Here is a 17,367-nt window from a genome sequence, read left to right as displayed (position 1 = left end):
GCCGGCTTAAAGCCCCTCCAGCTCAGCCATCAAATCACTCAGCCGGTCCACTGTGCCGGCGCTGATATCATGGGCCGCCAAGCCCTCGATGTACGTCGCCAGTTCTGCCACCGTGCTGCATTCGAACATCGCCCGCAGCGGTACATCCCGTTGCAGGCTCTTCTGCACCCGCGAGGCGATTTGCGTGGCCAGCAGCGAGTGCCCACCCAGCTCGAAGAAGTTATCCAGCACGCCCACCTGCTCGACCTTCAGCACCTGGGCCCAGATCGTGGCCAGGGTCTGCTCCAGTTCGCTGCGCGGCGCGAGGTAGTCCTGGCTGTGCAACTGGCCAATCTCCAGGGCCGGCAGGGCCTTGCGGTCGAGCTTACCGTTGGCGTTCAGGGGCAGGCGCTCCAGCCACAGCCAGTGCAACGGCACCATGTACTCCGGCAGTTCGCTGCGCAGGCGCTGCTTGATGCGGTCCAGGCGCTCGCCAGGGTTAAGGCTGGCATCGCTCGCCACCAGGTAACCCACCAGGTGTTTGCCATTGACCCCCTCCTGCACGCCCACCGCCGCATCACGCACCTCGGGCTGCTCATGCAGGCGCGCCTCGATTTCACCCAGTTCGATGCGGTAGCCGCGAATCTTCACCTGATGGTCGATACGCCCGACGTACTCCAGCACCCCATCACTGCGCCGCCGCGCCAGGTCGCCGCTGCGGTACAGGCGTTCCCCCGGCGCTCCAAACGGATCCGGCACAAACACTTGGGCGGTGCGCAGCGGATCGCTGACATAACCGCGCCCGACCCCGGTGCCCGCCACGCACAGCTCGCCCACCGCACCTTGCGGCACCAGCTCCAGCGCGCCGTCGAGCAAGTACAAACGGTTGTTGTCGGTCGGCGTGCCAATCGGCAGGTAGGTGCCACGGGTCGAGGCCAGGTCGACATGGAAGAACGCCACGTCATCCGAGCATTCCGCCGGGCCGTAGGCGTTGACCAGGCCGATGTCCGGATAACGCAGCAGCCATTGGTGCGCCAGCGCCGGCAACATCGCCTCGCCGGTCGGCAGCATCCAGCGCAGGCCGTCCAGGCTGATGTGGTCCTGGGCGAGCATGCCCTGAATCAGCGACGGCACGCTTTCCAGCACCGTGATGCCCTGGGCCTGCACATGCGCCAGCAAGCCCTGCGGGTCATGGGCAATGGTGTTGGGCACGATATCCACCCGCGCGCCAAACAAGGGCGCGGCGAGGAACTGCCACACGGAGATATCAAAGCTTTGCGAGGCGGTCTGGGCGATCACATCCTGCTCGCTCAGATGCAGGTACGGCACCTTGCTCAATTGGTTATTGAGCATGCCGCGCTGCTCGACCATCACGCCCTTGGGCAGCCCGGTGGAGCCGGAGGTGTAGATCACGTAGGCGAGGTTGTCCGGGGCGCTGTAGATCCCAGGATTGCTGTCGACACCTGCCAACTCCTCCCACACCAGCAACTTCGGCCGCGCACCACAGGCAAAATCCTCGAGCAACGCCTGCGCCTGCTCGCGGCAGGCCGCAGTACACACCAACAACGGCGTGCGGCTCAGGTCGATGATCCGGCTCAAGCGCTGGCTCGGCAGCCCGGGATCCAGCGGCAAGTAACCGGCACCGGCCTTGAAGCTGCCGATGATCATGCCCAACAGATCCAGGCCACGCTCGGCCAGCAGCGCCACCGGCTGGTCGAGGCCGACACCCGCCGCGACCAGGGCATGGCCCAGGCGATTGCTGCGCTGGTTCAGCTCGGCATAGGTCCACTGCCGGTCCAGGCAACTGGCGGCAATGCGCTGCGGATGCTGCGCCACCTGCGCCTCGAACAGTTCGACGTAGCTGCGCTCAAGCGGGTACTCATGGGCGCTCTGGTTGCAAGCGTCCACCAGGAACACACGCTCCTGCGCGCCAATCAGCGGCAGGTCGGCCATATCGCCATGGAAGCCCTGCACCAACGCCAACAGCAGGCGCTTGAACTCGGCGAGCATGCCTTGCACGGTGCTTTGATCGAAATAACGCTGGTCATAGGACAAGTGCAAGCCCAGGTCATCGCCCGGGTAGCACACCGCCGTCAGCGGGAAGTTGGTGTGGGTGCGGCCCGAGTCCGAGGTCGCGTTCAGGCTTTGCGCGCGGTCCAGCACCGAGACTTCCACCGGAGCGTTTTCAAACACGAACAGGCTGTCGAACAGCGGCTGGCCCTTGGGCAGTTCGCTGTGCTCCTGGATGGTCACCAGCGGCAGGTACTCGTATTCGCGCAGTTGCATATTGCTGTCGAGCAAGCCACTCAACCACTGGCGCACGCTGCACGGCTGATCGTCCTCGGGCAACTTGACCCGCAGGGCGATACTGTTGATAAACAGGCCGACCGTGCGCTGCATGTGCGGCATGTCCACCGGGCGCCCGGCCACGGTGACGCCGAACAGCACGTCACGCTCGCCGCTCAAGCGCCGCAGCACCAAGGCCCACGCCGCCTGGGCGAAGGTATTGACGGTCAGTTGATGAGCCTGGGCCAACTCGCGCAATTGCGCCCCATCGCGCTCATCCAGGCGGGTATAGCAGTCCCCCACCACCATGCCGCCGCTATGGCCGGCGTGTTCCCGCAGGAATGGCCGGTCGCTGGGGATCGGTGTGGTGCGCTCGAACCCTTGCAGGTTCTGCTGCCACCACTGCCGCGCCTCGGCCAGGTTCTGGCGTTGCAGCCAGGCAATATAGTCGCGATAGCGCGGCGGCGCGGCCAGTTGTGCCTCGCGGCCCTCACCCAGGGCGGTGTAGATATCGAAGAAGTCATTCATCAGCAACGAGCGGCACCAGGCATCGATCAGGATGTGGTGGTTGCTCATCATGAACCAGTAGCGAGCCTCGCCGACGCGGATCAGGCGCAGGTGGAACGGCGCCTGGTTGAGCAGATCGAAACCGGCCTCGCGCTCGCTTTTCAGCAGGGCTTGCAGGCGTGGCTCCTGTTGCTCGGCCGGGGTGCCGGTCCAGTCCAGGTACTCGATCGGCGTGCTGCCGGGCTTGTGGATCACCTGCAACATATCTTCGCCGACGTTCCAGCAGAATGACGCACGCAAGGCTTCATGCCGGGCGATCACGGCCTTCCAGGCCAGGGCAAAACGCTCGGGGTTGAGCTCGCTGTTGATGCGGTAGCGATCCTGCATGTAATAGAGGCCGGTGCCCGGTTCCAGCAGGGTATGCAACAGCAGGCCTTCCTGCATGGGCGTCAGCGGGTACACGTCCTCGATGGCGCAGGCCGGCACCGGCAACGCATCCAGCTGCGCCTGGGTCAGGTGCGCCAGGGGGAAGTCGGACGGCGTCAGGCCACCGGCATCGTCACGCAGGCAATGGGCGATCAGGCTGTGCAACTCGCCCAGGTAGGCATCGGCCAGTTCGCTGATGGTCTGGTGGTCGTGGCGCTCGCGGCTGAAGGTCCAGCGCAGCACCAGTTCGCCGCCGTACACCTGGCTGTCCACACTCAAGGCGTTGGGCAGCGGTGCGGCCGGGTCATGGGCCGGGCCGGCAGATACGTCCAGCGGGTGGAACAGCGCCTGGCTGTCGAAGCTCTGGTCGAACTGCCCGAGGTAGTTGAACGTAATCGAAGCGCTCGGCAACGCCGCCATGGCCTGGCGACAAGTGCTGTCGGCCAGGTAGCGCAGCACGCCATAGCCCAGGCCCTTGTGGGGCACCGCACGCAGTTGCTCCTTGATCGCCTTGATCGACGCGCCCTGCCCGCTGGCCTCCTCGATATCCACTGGGGTCAGGCGCAGCGGGTAAGCGCTGGTGAACCAACCCACACTGCGGGTCAGGTCGATTTCGTCGAACAGCGCTTCGCGGCCATGGCCTTCCAGCTGGATCAGGGTCGATGCATGCCCGCTCCAGCGGCACAGCACGCGGGCCAATGCCGTCAGCAGCAGGTCGTTGACCTGGGTGCGATAGGCGCTCGGTGCCTGTTGCAGTAACTGCCGGGTGCGCTCGGCATCCAGGCGCACGCTGACCGTCTCGGCATCGCGATTGCGCAGGCTGCCGTGCGCCCGGTCCACCGGCAACGCAACCGGCGGACCGGCCAACTGTTGCTGCCATAGGCTCAGTTCTTCGCGCAGGGATTCGCTGCTGGCGTAGGCCTGCAAACGGGCGGCCCAGTCGCGCACGGCACTGGTCTTGGCCGGCAGGCTGACCGCCTGGCCGTCGCCCAATTGGCGATAGACGTTTTGCAGGTCTTCAAGCAAGACGCGCCAGGACACGCCGTCCACCACCAGGTGATGGATCGCGATCAGCAAGCGTTGCTGGCCAATCGGCCCGTCCACCAGCAAGGCGCGCAGCAGCGGACCGTGCTCCAGATCGAGGCTGCGCTGGGCATCGGCGAACAGCGCCTCGCACTGCTGCATATCCGTCACCTGGGCCAGCCACAACACGCCGCCTTGCGGCACGGCCAGATGCTCGGCATGCCATTGCGCGTCGCGCTGGGTGAAACTCAGGCGCAAGGCGTCGTGGTGTTCCAGCACGGCCAACAGTGCCTGCTCCAGGCGACGGGGATCGAGGGCCTGCACCGGCGCCAGCACCAGGGCCTGGTTCCAGTGCTGACGCGCCGGGATCTCGCTGTCAAAGAACCACTGCTGGATCGGCGTCATGCCCGAGGGGCCAGTCAACACACCTTGCTCGGCAGTGATCTGCTCACTGCGCGTGGCCACTGCGGCCAGGGCCTGCACGGTCTGGTGCTGGAACAGGTCACGGGGGCTGAAGTGAATCCCCGCCTGCCGCGCCCGGCTGACCACCTGGATCGACAGGATCGAATCGCCACCCAGCTCGAAGAAGTTATCGTGCAGCCCGACCTGCTGCACGTTGAGCACCGCACACCAGATCGCGGCGAGGCTCAGCTCCAGCTCATTGCTCGGCGCCACGTACGCTTGCCGATTGGCCTCGGGGTCCGGTTGCGGCAAGGCGCGGCGGTCGAGCTTGCCGTTGGCGGTCAGCGGCATGCTGTCGAGCACCATCAGGTGCGCGGGCACCATGTAGTCCGGCAGTTGCGCCTTGAGGTGGGTCTTGAGTGCCTCGCGCAAGGCGGTGTGGTCGCTGGCATCGCTGACCAGGTACGCCGCCAGTTGCTTGCCACTCGGCGCATCCAGGGCCAGGACCACCGCCTCACGGACCGCCTCATGCTCAAGCAGGCGGGTTTCGATTTCGCCCAGCTCGATGCGAAAACCACGGATTTTCACCTGATGGTCGATCCGCCCCAGGTACTCCACCAGGCCATCGGCGCGTTGGCGCACCAGGTCGCCCGTGCGATAGAGCCGTCCGCCATCGGCATACGGGTCGGCTACAAAACGTTCGGCGGTCATGCCCGCACGCTGGTGATAACCCTGGGCCAGGCCGGCGCCGCCCACGTACAGCTCACCGGTGGCACCCTGGGGCACCAGCGCCAGGTCAGCATCCAGGACGTAGGCAACCCGCGCGCCGATGATGCTGCCGATCGGCACACTGGCGGCACCCTCCTCCAGCACCTCGGGGGCCAGGCTGGCCAGGGGCATGACCACCGTTTCGGTCGGCCCATAGGCATTGAAGAACAGCGCCGGCTGGAACGCCGCGCGGATGCGCTGCAGGTGTTCGCCAGTCAACGCCTCGCCGCCGGTGATGCACATGCGCACCGGTAGGGTCTGGTTTTGCGTGGCCAGCCATTGCGCCAACTGGCTGCCATAGCTTGGGGTAAAACCGAGGATATTGATGCGATGCTCACGGATCAGCCCGCAGATTTCTTCGGCATCCCATTGACCCTGGGCGCGCAACACCACCTGCGCGCCACTGAGCAACGGCACCAGCAGGCGCTCGGTGGCGGCGTCGAAGTTGATCGAATAGAAGTGCAGCTCGCAATCGTCGGGGCGCATGCCAAAGCGCTCGATCACCGCCTGGCAATGCATGGCGATTTCACCGTGGGACACCACCACGCCCTTGGGCTTGCCGGTGGAACCGGAGGTGTAGATCAGGTACGCCTGATGCTGCGCCAGGCTGATCGCCGGCAGGTCGCTGGCCGGGTAGTTGGCGAGCACCGGCAGGTCATCTTCCAGGCACCAGCAACTGACGCTGGCGGGCAACTCGCCAAGGGCCTCGAACATCGCCGCATCGCTGAGCAACAGGCCGATGCCGCTGTCTTCGATCATGTAGTGCAGGCGGTCCAGCGGGTATTCCGGGTCCAGCGGCACATAGGCGCCACCAGCCTTGAGGATCGCCAGCAGGCCAATGACCATTTCCAGGGACCGCGGCAGCGCCAGGCCGACCCGCACCTGCGGGCCCACCCCACGCTCGCGCAGCATCCAGGCCAGGCGATTGGCGCGGCTGTCCAGCTCGCAGTAGCTGAGGGTGTGGCCGGCGAACGTCAGCGCAAGCGCATCCGGACGGGCTTGCACCTGGGCGCTGAACAGATGATGGATGCACTGGTCGAGACGATGCTCGCCGGCCTCGATGCCGAGGCTGTCTTGCAGGGCGCGCTGTTCATCGACTTGCAGCAGCGGTAGCTCGCTCAGGCGCTGTTGCGGATCGGCGATCAGCGCCTCCAGCAGGTTGCACCAATGGGCGGCCATGCGCGCAATGCGCGGCTCGTCGAACAGGTCGGTGCTGTAGGTCAGGCAGCAACCCAGGCGATGGTCGAGGTCGGTGACTTCCAGGTTGAGGTCGAACTTGGTGGCACGCGCGTCGTTGGCCAGGTATTCGACCGTCATCCCGGCCAATTGCCGGCTTTGCTGGAACTCCCAGCGCTGCACGTTGCACATCACCTGGAACAGCGGGTTATACGCAGCACTGCGCGGCGGTTGCAGGGCTTCCACCAGGTGGTCGAACGGCAGGTCCTGATGGGACTGGCCTTCGATCACGGTGTGACGCACGTGCTCAAACAACTCAGCGACACGCATCTGCCCGTCGAGCTGGCAACGCAGTACCTGGGTGTTGAGGAACGCACCGATCAGCCCTTCGCTTTCCGGGCGGATGCGGTTGGCCACCGGCGCACCGATGCGCAAGTCGGTCTGGCCACTGTAGCGGTAAAGCAGCGTCGCCAGGGTCGCGGTCATGGTCATGAACAGGGTCAGGCCATGCTCGGCATTGAAGGCGCGCACCTTGGCGGCGAGTTCATCGCCAAGGTCAAAGCGGTACAGCTCGCCCTGGTGACTTTGCACCGCCGGGCGTGGCCGGTCGGCGGGCAGTTCCAGTAGCGGATGCTCGTTGCCCAACTGCGTGGTCCAGTAATCGAGCTGGCGCTGGCGCTCGCCGGCCTCCAGCCATTGGCGCTGCCACACGCTGTAGTCCAGGTACTGCACCGGCAACGGCTCCAGGGGCGATTCGCGCTCATCGATAAAGGCTTCGTAGAGCGCGCTGAGTTCACGGGCAAAGATGTCCATGGCCCAGCCTTCGGTGACGATATGGTGCAGGGTCAGCACCAGGTAGTGCTCCTGCTCGCCCGCCTTGACCAGGCAGGCGCGCAACAACGGCCCGGTTTCCAGGTTGAATGGGCTGTGAGCTTCCTGATCGGCCAGTTGCTGCAAGCGCTGTTGACGCTCAGCCTCGTGCAGTGCCGAAAAGTCCTGCCAGCTCATGCGCACGCTGCTTTGCGCGGCGACTTTCTGCTGGGCCACGCCATTGACACTTGGGAAGGTCGTGCGCAGGGTTTCGTGGCGCATGATCAGGGCTTGCAACGCCGCCTCGAAACGCCCCACATCCAGCACCCCGCGCAAACGCGCCATGCCGCCGACGTTATAGGCCGGGCTTTCCGGCTCCATTTGCCAGAGGAACCACATGCGCTGCTGGGAATAGGACAACGGCACCGCCTGGCGGCGGTCCACCTTGCCAATCGCGGTCTGCTGGTTGCGTTGGCCGCTGGCCTGGATCAGCCGCACCTGCTCGACAAAATCCCCCAGCTCACTGGCTTCGAACAAGGTGCGCAGCGCCAGCTCCACATCACAGGCCTGGCGTGTGCGGGAGATGATCTGCGTGGCCAGCAGCGAATGGCCGCCAAGGGCAAAGAAGTCGTCGCGCAGGCCGATGCGCGGCAGGCCCAGGACCTGGCGCCAGATCGCAGCGATCTGCTGTTCCAGGGCGGTTTGCGGCTCCACATGTTCACGCACCTGCCACACCGGTTCCGGCAAGGCACGGCGGTCCACTTTACCGCTGGGGCTCAGGGGCATGACGTCGAGGCGGATCAGTTGCGCCGGCACCATGTACTCCGGCAATTCGGCGGCCAGGGCGGCTTTCACGTCCGGCTCATCCAACTCGCCGCTGGCCGTGTAGTAACCGATCAACTGCGCACCGCCGGCGGTGTCGCGGATCAGCACCAGCGCCTGGGCGATACCGTCCTGGGCCAGCAACCGCGCCTCGATTTCTTCCGGTTCGACCCGAAACCCGCGCAGCTTGACCTGCTGATCCAGGCGCCCGAGGTACTCCAGTACCCCGTCGGCCGCCCAGCGCACGCGGTCGCCGGTGCGGTACAGACGTGCGCCGGCCGCGCCCAGTGGGTCGGCGACAAACCGTTCGGCGGTCAGCCCTGCACGCCCCAGATAACCGCGCGCCAGGCCGATGCCGCCAATGCACAGCTCACCCGGCACACCTGCGGGCAGCAGGTTGAATTGCTCGTCCAGCACCCGGCAAATCACATTGCCCAAGGGGCGGCCAATCGGCGAGCGTTCGCCATCGGCACGCTGGCAGTGCCAATGGGTGACGTTGATCGCGGTTTCGGTAGGCCCATAGCGGTTGTGCAACTGCACCGCCGGCAGTAGCGCCAGGAGGCGATTGCGCAATTGGGCGGGCAAGGCTTCGCCACCGGAGAATACCCGGCGCAGGCTGGTGCACTCGGCCGCCAGCGGCTCATCGACAAACAGCTGCAACAGGGGCGGCACAAAATGCAGGGTAGTCACCCCATGTTCCTGGACCAGTTGCGCAATCCGATGGGGGTCACGATGTTCGCCGGGGCCGGCCAGGACCAGGCGGCAACCAATGATCAGCGGCCAGAAGCATTCCCATACCGACACGTCGAAACTGATCGGCGCCTTTTGCATCAGCACATCGCGTTCATCCAACTGGTAGGTGGCCTGCATCCACTGCAAACGCTCCGCCAGGGCCCCATGGGTATTGCCCACGCCCTTGGGCTGGCCGGTGGAGCCGGAGGTGTAGATCACATAGGCGAGGTTGTCGGCATTGAGATGCAGGCCCGGCGCCTGGGTCGGCCAACTGTCGAGCTTGAGGCTGTCCATGGCGATCACCGACACGCCCGCGGCCACCGGCAACTGGTGCAGCAGGTGGGTCTGGGTCAGCAGCAATTGCACGCCGCTGTCGGCCAGCATGTAGGCCAGGCGGTCGGCTGGGTAGTCCGGGTCCAGCGGCACATAGGCGCCGCCGGCCTTGAGGATCGCCAGCAAGCCAATCAGCAATTGCGGCGAGCGCTCGGCGGCAATCGCCACGCACACGTCCGGGCCGACGCCTTTGTCACGCAGGTAATGGGCCAGGCGGTTGGCCTGGGTGTGCAGTTGGCCAAAGGTCAGGCTGGCGCCGTGCCAGACCAGGGCGGTGCGCTCGTCGGTGTGCTGGTTGAATTGCTCCGGCACCAGGCACTGCGCCGGCGCGCAGGGTGCCTCGCTCCAATGGCGTTGCTCGGCGTGTTCGTCGGCCTGCAACAGTGCCAGGTCGCCCACGGCCTGCTGCGGTTGCGCGCAGACCGCCTGCAACAGGTTGACGAAATGCGTGGCCAGACGCGCGATGGTGCTGGCGTCGAACAGTTCGTCAGCGTAGTCGAACGACAGGCTCAGGCGCCCATTGCGGTCTTCTTCGCTGTGCAGTTGCAGGTCGAACTTGGCTTCGCGGCTGTGCCATGGCAGTTCTTCGGCCAGCAGGCCCGGCAGGCGGCGCAAGGCGCCGAGATCACGCTGCTGATGGTTGAACATCACCTGGAACAGGCCTTGCTCACGGGCTTGCGGGAAGGCTTCCAGCAGTTGTTCGAAGGGCAAGTCCTGATGGGCCTGGGCCTCGGTGGCTGCCAGGCGGGTGGCCGCCAGCAGCTCGCTGAACGGCAGGCGCCCATCCACTTCGGCGCGCATCACCAGGGTATTGATAAAGAAGCCGATCAGGCCCTGGGTTTCATGGCGCCCCCGGTTGGCGTTGGGCACGCCGATACGGATATCGCGCTGGCCGCTGTAGCGGTGCAACAGGCTCTGGAACGCCGCCAGCAACAGCACGAATGGCGTGGCCTGGTGGGCCTGGGCGGTCTGGCGGATGGCTGCGCCGAGGCTTACATCCAGGCGCACGCTGTAGCGTGAAGCGCTGCGTCGGTGCTGGGCCGAGCGCGGGTGGTCGGTGGCCAGGCTCAGGGTGGGATGGTCGTGCGACAGTTGCTGCTGCCAGTACGCCAACTGTCGCTGGCCCTCGCCTTCGGCCAGCCATTGGCGCTGCCAGCTGCCGTAGTCGGCGTACTGCACGGCCAGGGCCGGCAGCTCGAGGGCCTGGCCCTGGGACGCGGCGGCGTAGAGGCGCGAGAATTCGTCGAGCAGTACATTCAGCGACCAGCCGTCCGCAATGATGTGGTGCAGGGTCACCAGCAACTGATGATCTTCATCGTCCAGGCGCAACAGGGTGACCCACAGCAGCGGGCCCTGTTCCAGGTCGAACTGGGTGCGCGCCTCGTCCTCGCGGATCTGCGCGGCGCGGGCTTCACGCTCGGCCACGGGCAAGTCGCGCAGGTCGATGACTTGCACGGCAAACTCGCGCTGGGCATCGACACACTGCATGGCCTGGCCGTCGCGCTCATAGAAACGTGTGCGCAGCGCCTCATGGCGCTGGACCAATTGCGCGAAGCTTGCGTGCAGCGCGTCTTCGTCCAGCTCGCCGCGCAGGCGCAGGGCACCGGGGATGGTGTAGGCGCTGCTGTGCGAGTCCAATTGCCAGGTGATCCACAGGCGGTTCTGCGCCAGGGATTGCGGCATATCCTGCTGGCGTGACAAAGCGCTGATTGCGCCTTGGGCCACGCCACCGTCCTGTTGCAATTGGCCGACGCTGGCGGCGAAATCAGCCAGCACCGGCGCCTCGAACAGCAGGCGCAAATTGAGTTCCAGGCCCAGGGTCTCGCGCAGGCGGGCGACTACCTGGGTGGCGCTGATGGAGTTACCGCCGAGCAAGAAGAAGTGATCATCGGCCGCCACTTGTGCGACCTGCAACTGTTCGCACCAGATCGCGGCGATCTGCTGTTGCAACCCCGACGCAAGCGCCTCATCACCCGCCTGCACGGCCTGGCCAGGGAACTGCGCGTAGCTGTCGAGGCTGCCATCGGCCAGGCGGGTGCGGCAGGCCGAACGCTGGACCTTGCCACTGGAGGTTTTCGGCAAAGCGCCGGGATTGAGCAGCACCACCACGCACGGCGCTTCTTGATAGGCCTCGGCCACGGCCTGGCGAATGGCTTTGACCAGGGCCTCGGGCGGCAGGATTTTCTGCACGCTGCGGCTGATTTCTGCGGCGATGCCAATGCCTTCCAGGCCCTGGTCATTCACCGCAAACGCGGCGACACGGCCCTTGCGCACCACTTCCACTTCGCGCTCGACGGTTTGCTCGATGTCCTGGGGGTACAGGTTGTGCCCGCGCACGATCAGCAGGTCTTTCAGGCGCCCAGTGATAAACACCTCGCCGTCGCGCATAAAGCCCAGGTCACCGGTACGCAACCAGGTGCGACCGGCGTGCTGCACGAACGTCTTGGCGGTGGCTTCGGGGTTGCGCCAGTAACCGTGGGCAATGCTCGGGCCGGTGGCCCAGATTTCGCCGATGCAGTTGTCGGCCAGTTCGGCCAGGGTATGGGGCTCGACGATCAGCACCCCATGTTCGGGCTGGCTGCTGCCGCAGCTCATGATCGCACTGCCCTGCCCAGGCTCCGCCCGGTTGGCGGCCAGCGCCTGTTCGTCCAGGCGCAAGGCCGGGATGCCCTGGCCACGGGTGCCGCCGGCGACAAACAGGGTGGCTTCGGCCAGGCCATAGGAGGCAAAGAAGTTGCTGGGGGTAAAGCCGCATCGGGCGAATTTCTCGGCGAAGCGTTCCAGGGTGTCCAGGCGGATCGGCTCGGAGCCGGAATAGGCCACGCGCCAATGGCTCAGGTCGAGGCGCTCGAAGGCCGAGTCGCTGACCCGCTCGCTGCACAGGCGGTAGGCGAAATCCGGGCCGCCGCTGATGGTCCCGCGGTATTGGCTGATCGCTTCCAGCCAGCGCAAGGGGCGGCCGAGGAAGTATGCGGGCGACATCAACACACACGGCACGCCACTGAAGATCGGTTGCAACAGACCGCCGATCAGGCCCATGTCGTGGTACAGCGGCAGCCAGCTGACAATCACGTCATCGGGGTTGAGGTCGATGCCAAAGCCGCGACGGATCAGCAATTCGTTGGCCACCAGGTTGCCGTGGCTGACTTGCACGCCTTTAGGCAAGGCGGTGGAGCCGGAGGTGTATTGCAGGAAGGCGATATCGTCGTCCTGCAGCTGTGGCGCAACCCAATCGGCAGCGAGTTCGCTGTGCAGTTCATCCACGCAGAGCAACGGCGGCGCTGCCTGGATCTGCCCCAGGGCGTCGCGCAAGCCGCTGCTGGTCAGCAACAGGGTTGGCTCGGCATCGGCGATGATCGACAGCAACCGCTCCTGGTGATGACGGCGGGTGGACTCCGGCGGATAAGCCGGCACCGCGATCACCCCGGCGTACAGGCAACCAAAGAACGCCGCGACATAGTCCGGGCCGCTGGGGAACAGCAGCACCGCACGCTCGCCCGGGCCGGCCGAGGCCTGCAAGGCGGCGGCGATGGTGCGGGCGCGCAGGTCCAGGTCACGGTAGGTGAGCACCACGGTGTCGTCGGCGGACTCGGCCAGGAAGCGCAGGGCCACCTGGTCCGGCGTCTGCGCGGCACGGCGCTGGAGGGACTGGACCAGGGTACGGGGAAGTTCGAAGGCGTCCATCATGAGGGGTTCCTGCCTGAAATCGGCTTACGGGGAAATCGGGGATAGAGGGCGTGGGCGTGTGGCGGCGTGTTCAGCCGGTCGCCAGGGCCGCCCGCCGTGCAGCGCCATGGCGCCAGCGGGTCAAATGTTCGTCGGCGTAGCGCCGCACGCAGCGCAGCAGCGAGCTTTGCTGCTGCACCAGGAAGAAGTGGTGCCCCTCGAACATGTCCAGGGAGAAACCGCTGGCAGTGTCTTCCTGCCAGTCGAGCAATTCGTCGGCGCGCACGTCGTCCTGCTTGCCACCAAATACATGGATCGGCATCGACAGCGGCTCGCGCTCGCCGTACTGGAAGCTGCCGCACAAGAGGAAGTCGGCGCGCAGGATCGGCAATGTCAGCTGCATCAACTCGCGGTTGGCCAGGGCGTCCTCGGGGGTGCCCTTGAGCGTGCGCAGGCGCTCGATCAGTTGGGTGTCGTCTTTTTCCTCGGCGTATTCACTGACATCCCGGCGCGCCGGGCCGGCGGTGGCCGAGGCAAACAACGCCAGCGGCGCAGGCAGGCCGCGTTCGCGCAGGGCGTGGGCCAGCTCGAACGCCAGCAGGCCACCGAGGCTGTGGCCGAACAAGGCATAGGGGCCATCGAGTTCGGCGCTGATCTCGCCGGCCAATTGCGCGGCGAGCGCCTTGATATCGCGCTGCAAGGGTTCGTCCATGCGCATGCCACGCCCTGGCAACTCCAGCGGGCACACCTGCAACCACTCGGGCAACGCCCGGCGCCAGCGGCTGTAGAACATGGCGCTGGCGCCCGAATAGGGCAGGCAAAACAGGCGCAAGCGGGTCGACGTGCTCATCTCAGACCACCCCTGCCTGGAACGCTGGGTTCTCGCGATACAAACGCATGTCGTCGTCCTCCGGGTGCAAATCCATGGCCGGCGTGTTGGCTGGCCTGTCACCAATGAGAACGGATGGCACGGCAAAATAATTAGTCTGCAGGCCGGGGCCCGCACACAAAGAGATGCACCTCACAGTTTGCATTTCGGTATAAGATTAGTTCCACTTCTCATTTGACAATCATTATCATTAAGAATAATTTGTTGCCCGATGTGTAGGAGGCCTCAGCAGGGATGCCCTCCACTAACCTCATTTGCAGCAAGGTGATTTCCATGACGGAACAAGTATCCACAAGCAGGTGCGATTCACCGTTACTCCAGGCGTTTGTCGATAACCGGCTGATCCTGGTCAAGATCGCGGCGCGCATTACCGGCTGCCGTTCCCGCGCCGAAGACGTAGTGCAGGACGCCTACTTCAGACTGCAATCGGCGCCGCAGATCACCTCATCGTTCAAGGCGCAGCTGAGTTATCTGTTCCAGATCGTGCGCAACCTGGCTATCGACCACTACCGTAAACAGGCCCTGGAACTGAAATATTCCGGGACGGAAGAGGAAGGCTTGAATGTGGTTATTCATGGCGCTTCACCGGAAACCTCGCACATCAATTTTTCCACCCTGGAAAACATCGCCGACGCCCTGACCGAACTGCCCCAGCGCACGCGCTACGCGTTCGAGATGTACCGCCTGCATGGCGTGCCGCAGAAGGACATCGCCAAGGAACTGGGCGTGTCGCCGACCCTGGTCAACTTTATGATCCGCGATGCACTGGTGCACTGTCGCAAGGTGTCGGGAACCCATAGCGATACCTTTGCCCGACGGGTCTAACCACCGGGCAAGTGCAATGAGGGGTGAGCTTGTGTGGGAGCGATCCGACAAGCCCGCTCCCACATTTGATCTTCATTGCCCCGAAGATCTCAGGCCAACCCACACCGCTCAAAAAACCGCTCCCGCCCCAGAATCATCAGCGCCGCGCGCTTGTGGGGGAAATCGAATTCCTTCTCGCAGTGGAAGCACTGGTTCTGCATATGCCCGATCATCTTCCCATTGTCGGCCCTGGGCTCGGCTACCACGCGCTGGGTGCGCGGGTCGTCGAGAAACAGGTAGTGCACCAGCGCCGACAGCCAACTGGCAACCTTGTGCGGCCCGCGATGATGCTCCTCACCCACCAGCATGTGGATACCGCGGTCGTAGTCGTCTACGTCATAGAACGGCGCGATGCGATCTTCCTTGGCCCAATACGCCTCGAAATAGGCAAAGGGCTCATCGTCGAAACAGCCGATCAACGTCAGGGTATGCGGGTCGGCGGCAAGCTTGTGCAGATAGTCCCGGTGTTGCTCCAGGCTGCCGCTTTCCTGCCAGAAGTTGGCGACCCGCGCGCTGTTCTGCCAGCGATTGAAGCGAGCCAGGTCCACATCGATCTCCAGCGTGCGCAGTGAGATCCACGCGCCCAGGCGTGCGTCAAAACGTCGGTAGACTTCACCCTGCGGCTTGGGCGCACGCAGCGGGTGGCGCTTGCCCGTGCTGAAGATCATCTGCTGTGGATAGGCACCGCTCGACGGCTGGCCCAGCCAGGGCTGTGGCAATTGCCAGAACAGCGTGCGCTCGCAACGCAACTGCCCCGCCACGTCCGTGGCCAGCAGCAGGCCGCTGCGCAGGGCCTCATCCGGGGCGTGTTCGAGGTGCCAGAAGAGTTGCTGGCGCCCAGGCTCCCGTGCAAACAGCCAGTAACACGCGGCCCACACGGCCTGTCCCGACGGCACCTCAGCGGGGTTTTGCAAATGCAGGTGCAACGCGTCGCCGCGCTCCAGGCGCAGGCGCGCCAGGGGCTGGCCTGAAAGGGTCAGGGTCAGGCGGCTATCGCTTTCATCTGCGTTCAGGGCGGGCCCTGCCGGCAGTGGCAGGGCTGACAAATCTTGGGGATTGGGCATGGAAGGGGCTCACGGTAATCGTCGACAGTTAGACGAAGTGACGTGAACCAGCCGCAAAAATTTAAGGCACAGGTGTCGCGATCAGGGCGCGTCAGCCACCGGCAGCACATCGATGCGGTACGGTTCGAAGATCTTCACCAGTTCGCCGCTGTCGCGCAGGCCCTTGAGCAACGCGGCAAACGCCGGGCCGCTGATCGCCGCCTTGGGCCGCAGCAATGCGTAGTGGTGGTAGACCTGATCAATGCGCTCCGACACCAGGAACTGCCCGGCGGTGTCGACATTGCGCACCATGAAGTCGCTGAGGTAGGAGCGCGTCACCAGGGCGATATCCGCGCGGCCACGGGTGACCATCAGCAAGTTGCTGTCATGGGAATAGGTCAACGTGGCGTTGAACTGCGCGGCCATGGCCTTGGGGTCGGGGTTGAAGTTGGCAAAGGCGTAGTGATAACCGCTGAACACCGCCAGGCGCTTGCCCTTGAGGTCGGCGAAATACGCCTGGTCACGACCGGACTGGCGCTGGGCGACGAAAATCTCGGCGTCCTCCAGGCCCATGTCAACGCTGGTATGGGCAATATCCTGCCATCCCCACTGCGGGTTCTCGAAGATGGCCATGTCGACCCGACCCTGCTCGAAATCACGAAAGCGCCGGGGGATGGAAGTGGGTACCAGTACAAACTGGTAGTCACTCTGCGCACGGTTCAGTGCCTCCAGCAGTTGCGGCAGCAACCCGGTGTCGGCACCCTGCTCCGGGCGCACGGTATACGGCGGAAAATGCGCGGCACCGATCCGTACCAATTGGGCCGCCCAAACCTGCGTCTGCCACAAGGTGCCCATCGCCAACACTGTAAGTCCTGCAGCCAGCCGCCATGGCGAAAACATCAGGCACGCACCGTTCAAATCTGAATCTCGCTAAGCTAGGCGTTTTTGTCTGTAGAGACAACTTTCTACCCGACAATTAATGACCTGCGCTCCCCGCCTAATCGGCCTTGAGCACCAGCAGCAACGCCTCGTCGGCCAATTGTTCGAGGGTCATGCTGCCCTGGGCGCGAAACCAGGTCGTGGTCCAGGACAACGCCCCGGTCAGGAAACGCCGGGTGATAAACACGTCGCCCTTGATATAACCCGCCTGCTTGGCCTCGCCCAGCACTTGCAGCCAGATGTCTTCGTAGACATCGCGCAACGCCAGCACCTGGGCCTGCCCTTCTGCCGACAGCGAACGCCATTCGTACACCAGCACCGCCATGGCTTCGCCGCTGCCACCCATGATCGACTGCAACTCGCAGCGAATCAGCGCCAGCACCCGCTCGCGCACGTTGCTCGCTTGGGCCAGGGAGGCGCGCATCATCGCGGTGTTGTAGTGGATGGTTTCTTCCATCACCGCCCGCAGGATTTCGTCCTTGCTCTTGAAGTGGTGAAAGATGCTGCCGGACTGGATCCCCACCGCACTGGCCAGGTCACGCACGGTGGTGCGTTCAAAACCCTTGTTGCGAAACAGGTGAGCCGCGGTCTGCAGCAGTTTGCCCCGGGCGCTGTCGGGGTCGGTCAGTTGCCCGCCGTCCACCATGCTGCGCATTACCTCCAGGGCTTTTTGCTCGTCCATGCTGCTCTCCTCAACTACTT

The 17,367-nt window shown here is 64.8% G+C and carries 6 protein-coding genes; 1 reads left to right on the top strand and 5 read right to left on the bottom strand.

The features are described 5' to 3' along the window. Window positions 1-6 precede the first annotated feature (6 nt). Window positions 7-12,951 (bottom strand): non-ribosomal peptide synthetase, encoded by a 12,945-nt coding sequence (locus HBO19_RS06320; protein WP_170057073.1) that lies wholly within the window; start codon window positions 12,949-12,951, stop codon window positions 7-9. A 70-nt stretch (window positions 12,952-13,021) separates the two neighbouring features. Continuing rightward, window positions 13,022-13,780, bottom strand: a complete 759-nt coding sequence (locus HBO19_RS06315; RefSeq protein WP_169952550.1) for an alpha/beta fold hydrolase — start codon at window positions 13,778-13,780, stop codon at window positions 13,022-13,024. Between the two features lie 312 nt (window positions 13,781-14,092). Between HBO19_RS06315 and HBO19_RS06310 the strand changes: the two genes are divergently transcribed. Beyond that, window positions 14,093-14,644, top strand: coding sequence for an RNA polymerase factor sigma-70 (locus tag HBO19_RS06310; protein WP_029298131.1), 552 nt, complete (start codon window positions 14,093-14,095; stop codon window positions 14,642-14,644). 89 nt (window positions 14,645-14,733) lie between these two features. Here the strand turns inward: HBO19_RS06310 and HBO19_RS06305 are convergent, their stop codons facing one another. The 3 genes from HBO19_RS06305 to HBO19_RS06295 form a co-directional block, all read right to left on the bottom strand. Beyond that, entirely contained in the window at window positions 14,734-15,747 is a 1,014-nt protein-coding gene (locus HBO19_RS06305) for a GNAT family N-acetyltransferase (RefSeq protein ID WP_170057072.1), read from the bottom strand. 81 nt (window positions 15,748-15,828) lie between these two features. Further along, complete coding sequence (locus tag HBO19_RS06300; protein ID WP_170042834.1) at window positions 15,829-16,626, bottom strand: transporter substrate-binding domain-containing protein; 798 nt, start codon at window positions 16,624-16,626, stop codon at window positions 15,829-15,831. Window positions 16,627-16,723: 97 nt separating this feature from the next. Then, a complete protein-coding gene (locus HBO19_RS06295; RefSeq protein ID WP_169952556.1) occupies window positions 16,724-17,347 on the bottom strand; it encodes a TetR/AcrR family transcriptional regulator in 624 nt (207 codons plus the stop codon). Window positions 17,348-17,367: the final 20 nt, after the last annotated feature.

It is taken from the genome of Pseudomonas sp. WS 5021 (assembly GCF_012985535.1).
Taxonomy (GTDB): Bacteria; Pseudomonadota; Gammaproteobacteria; order Pseudomonadales; family Pseudomonadaceae; genus Aquipseudomonas.
Note: the sequence above shows the minus strand (reverse complement) of the source record. Positions and strands in the feature narration are given on the sequence as shown.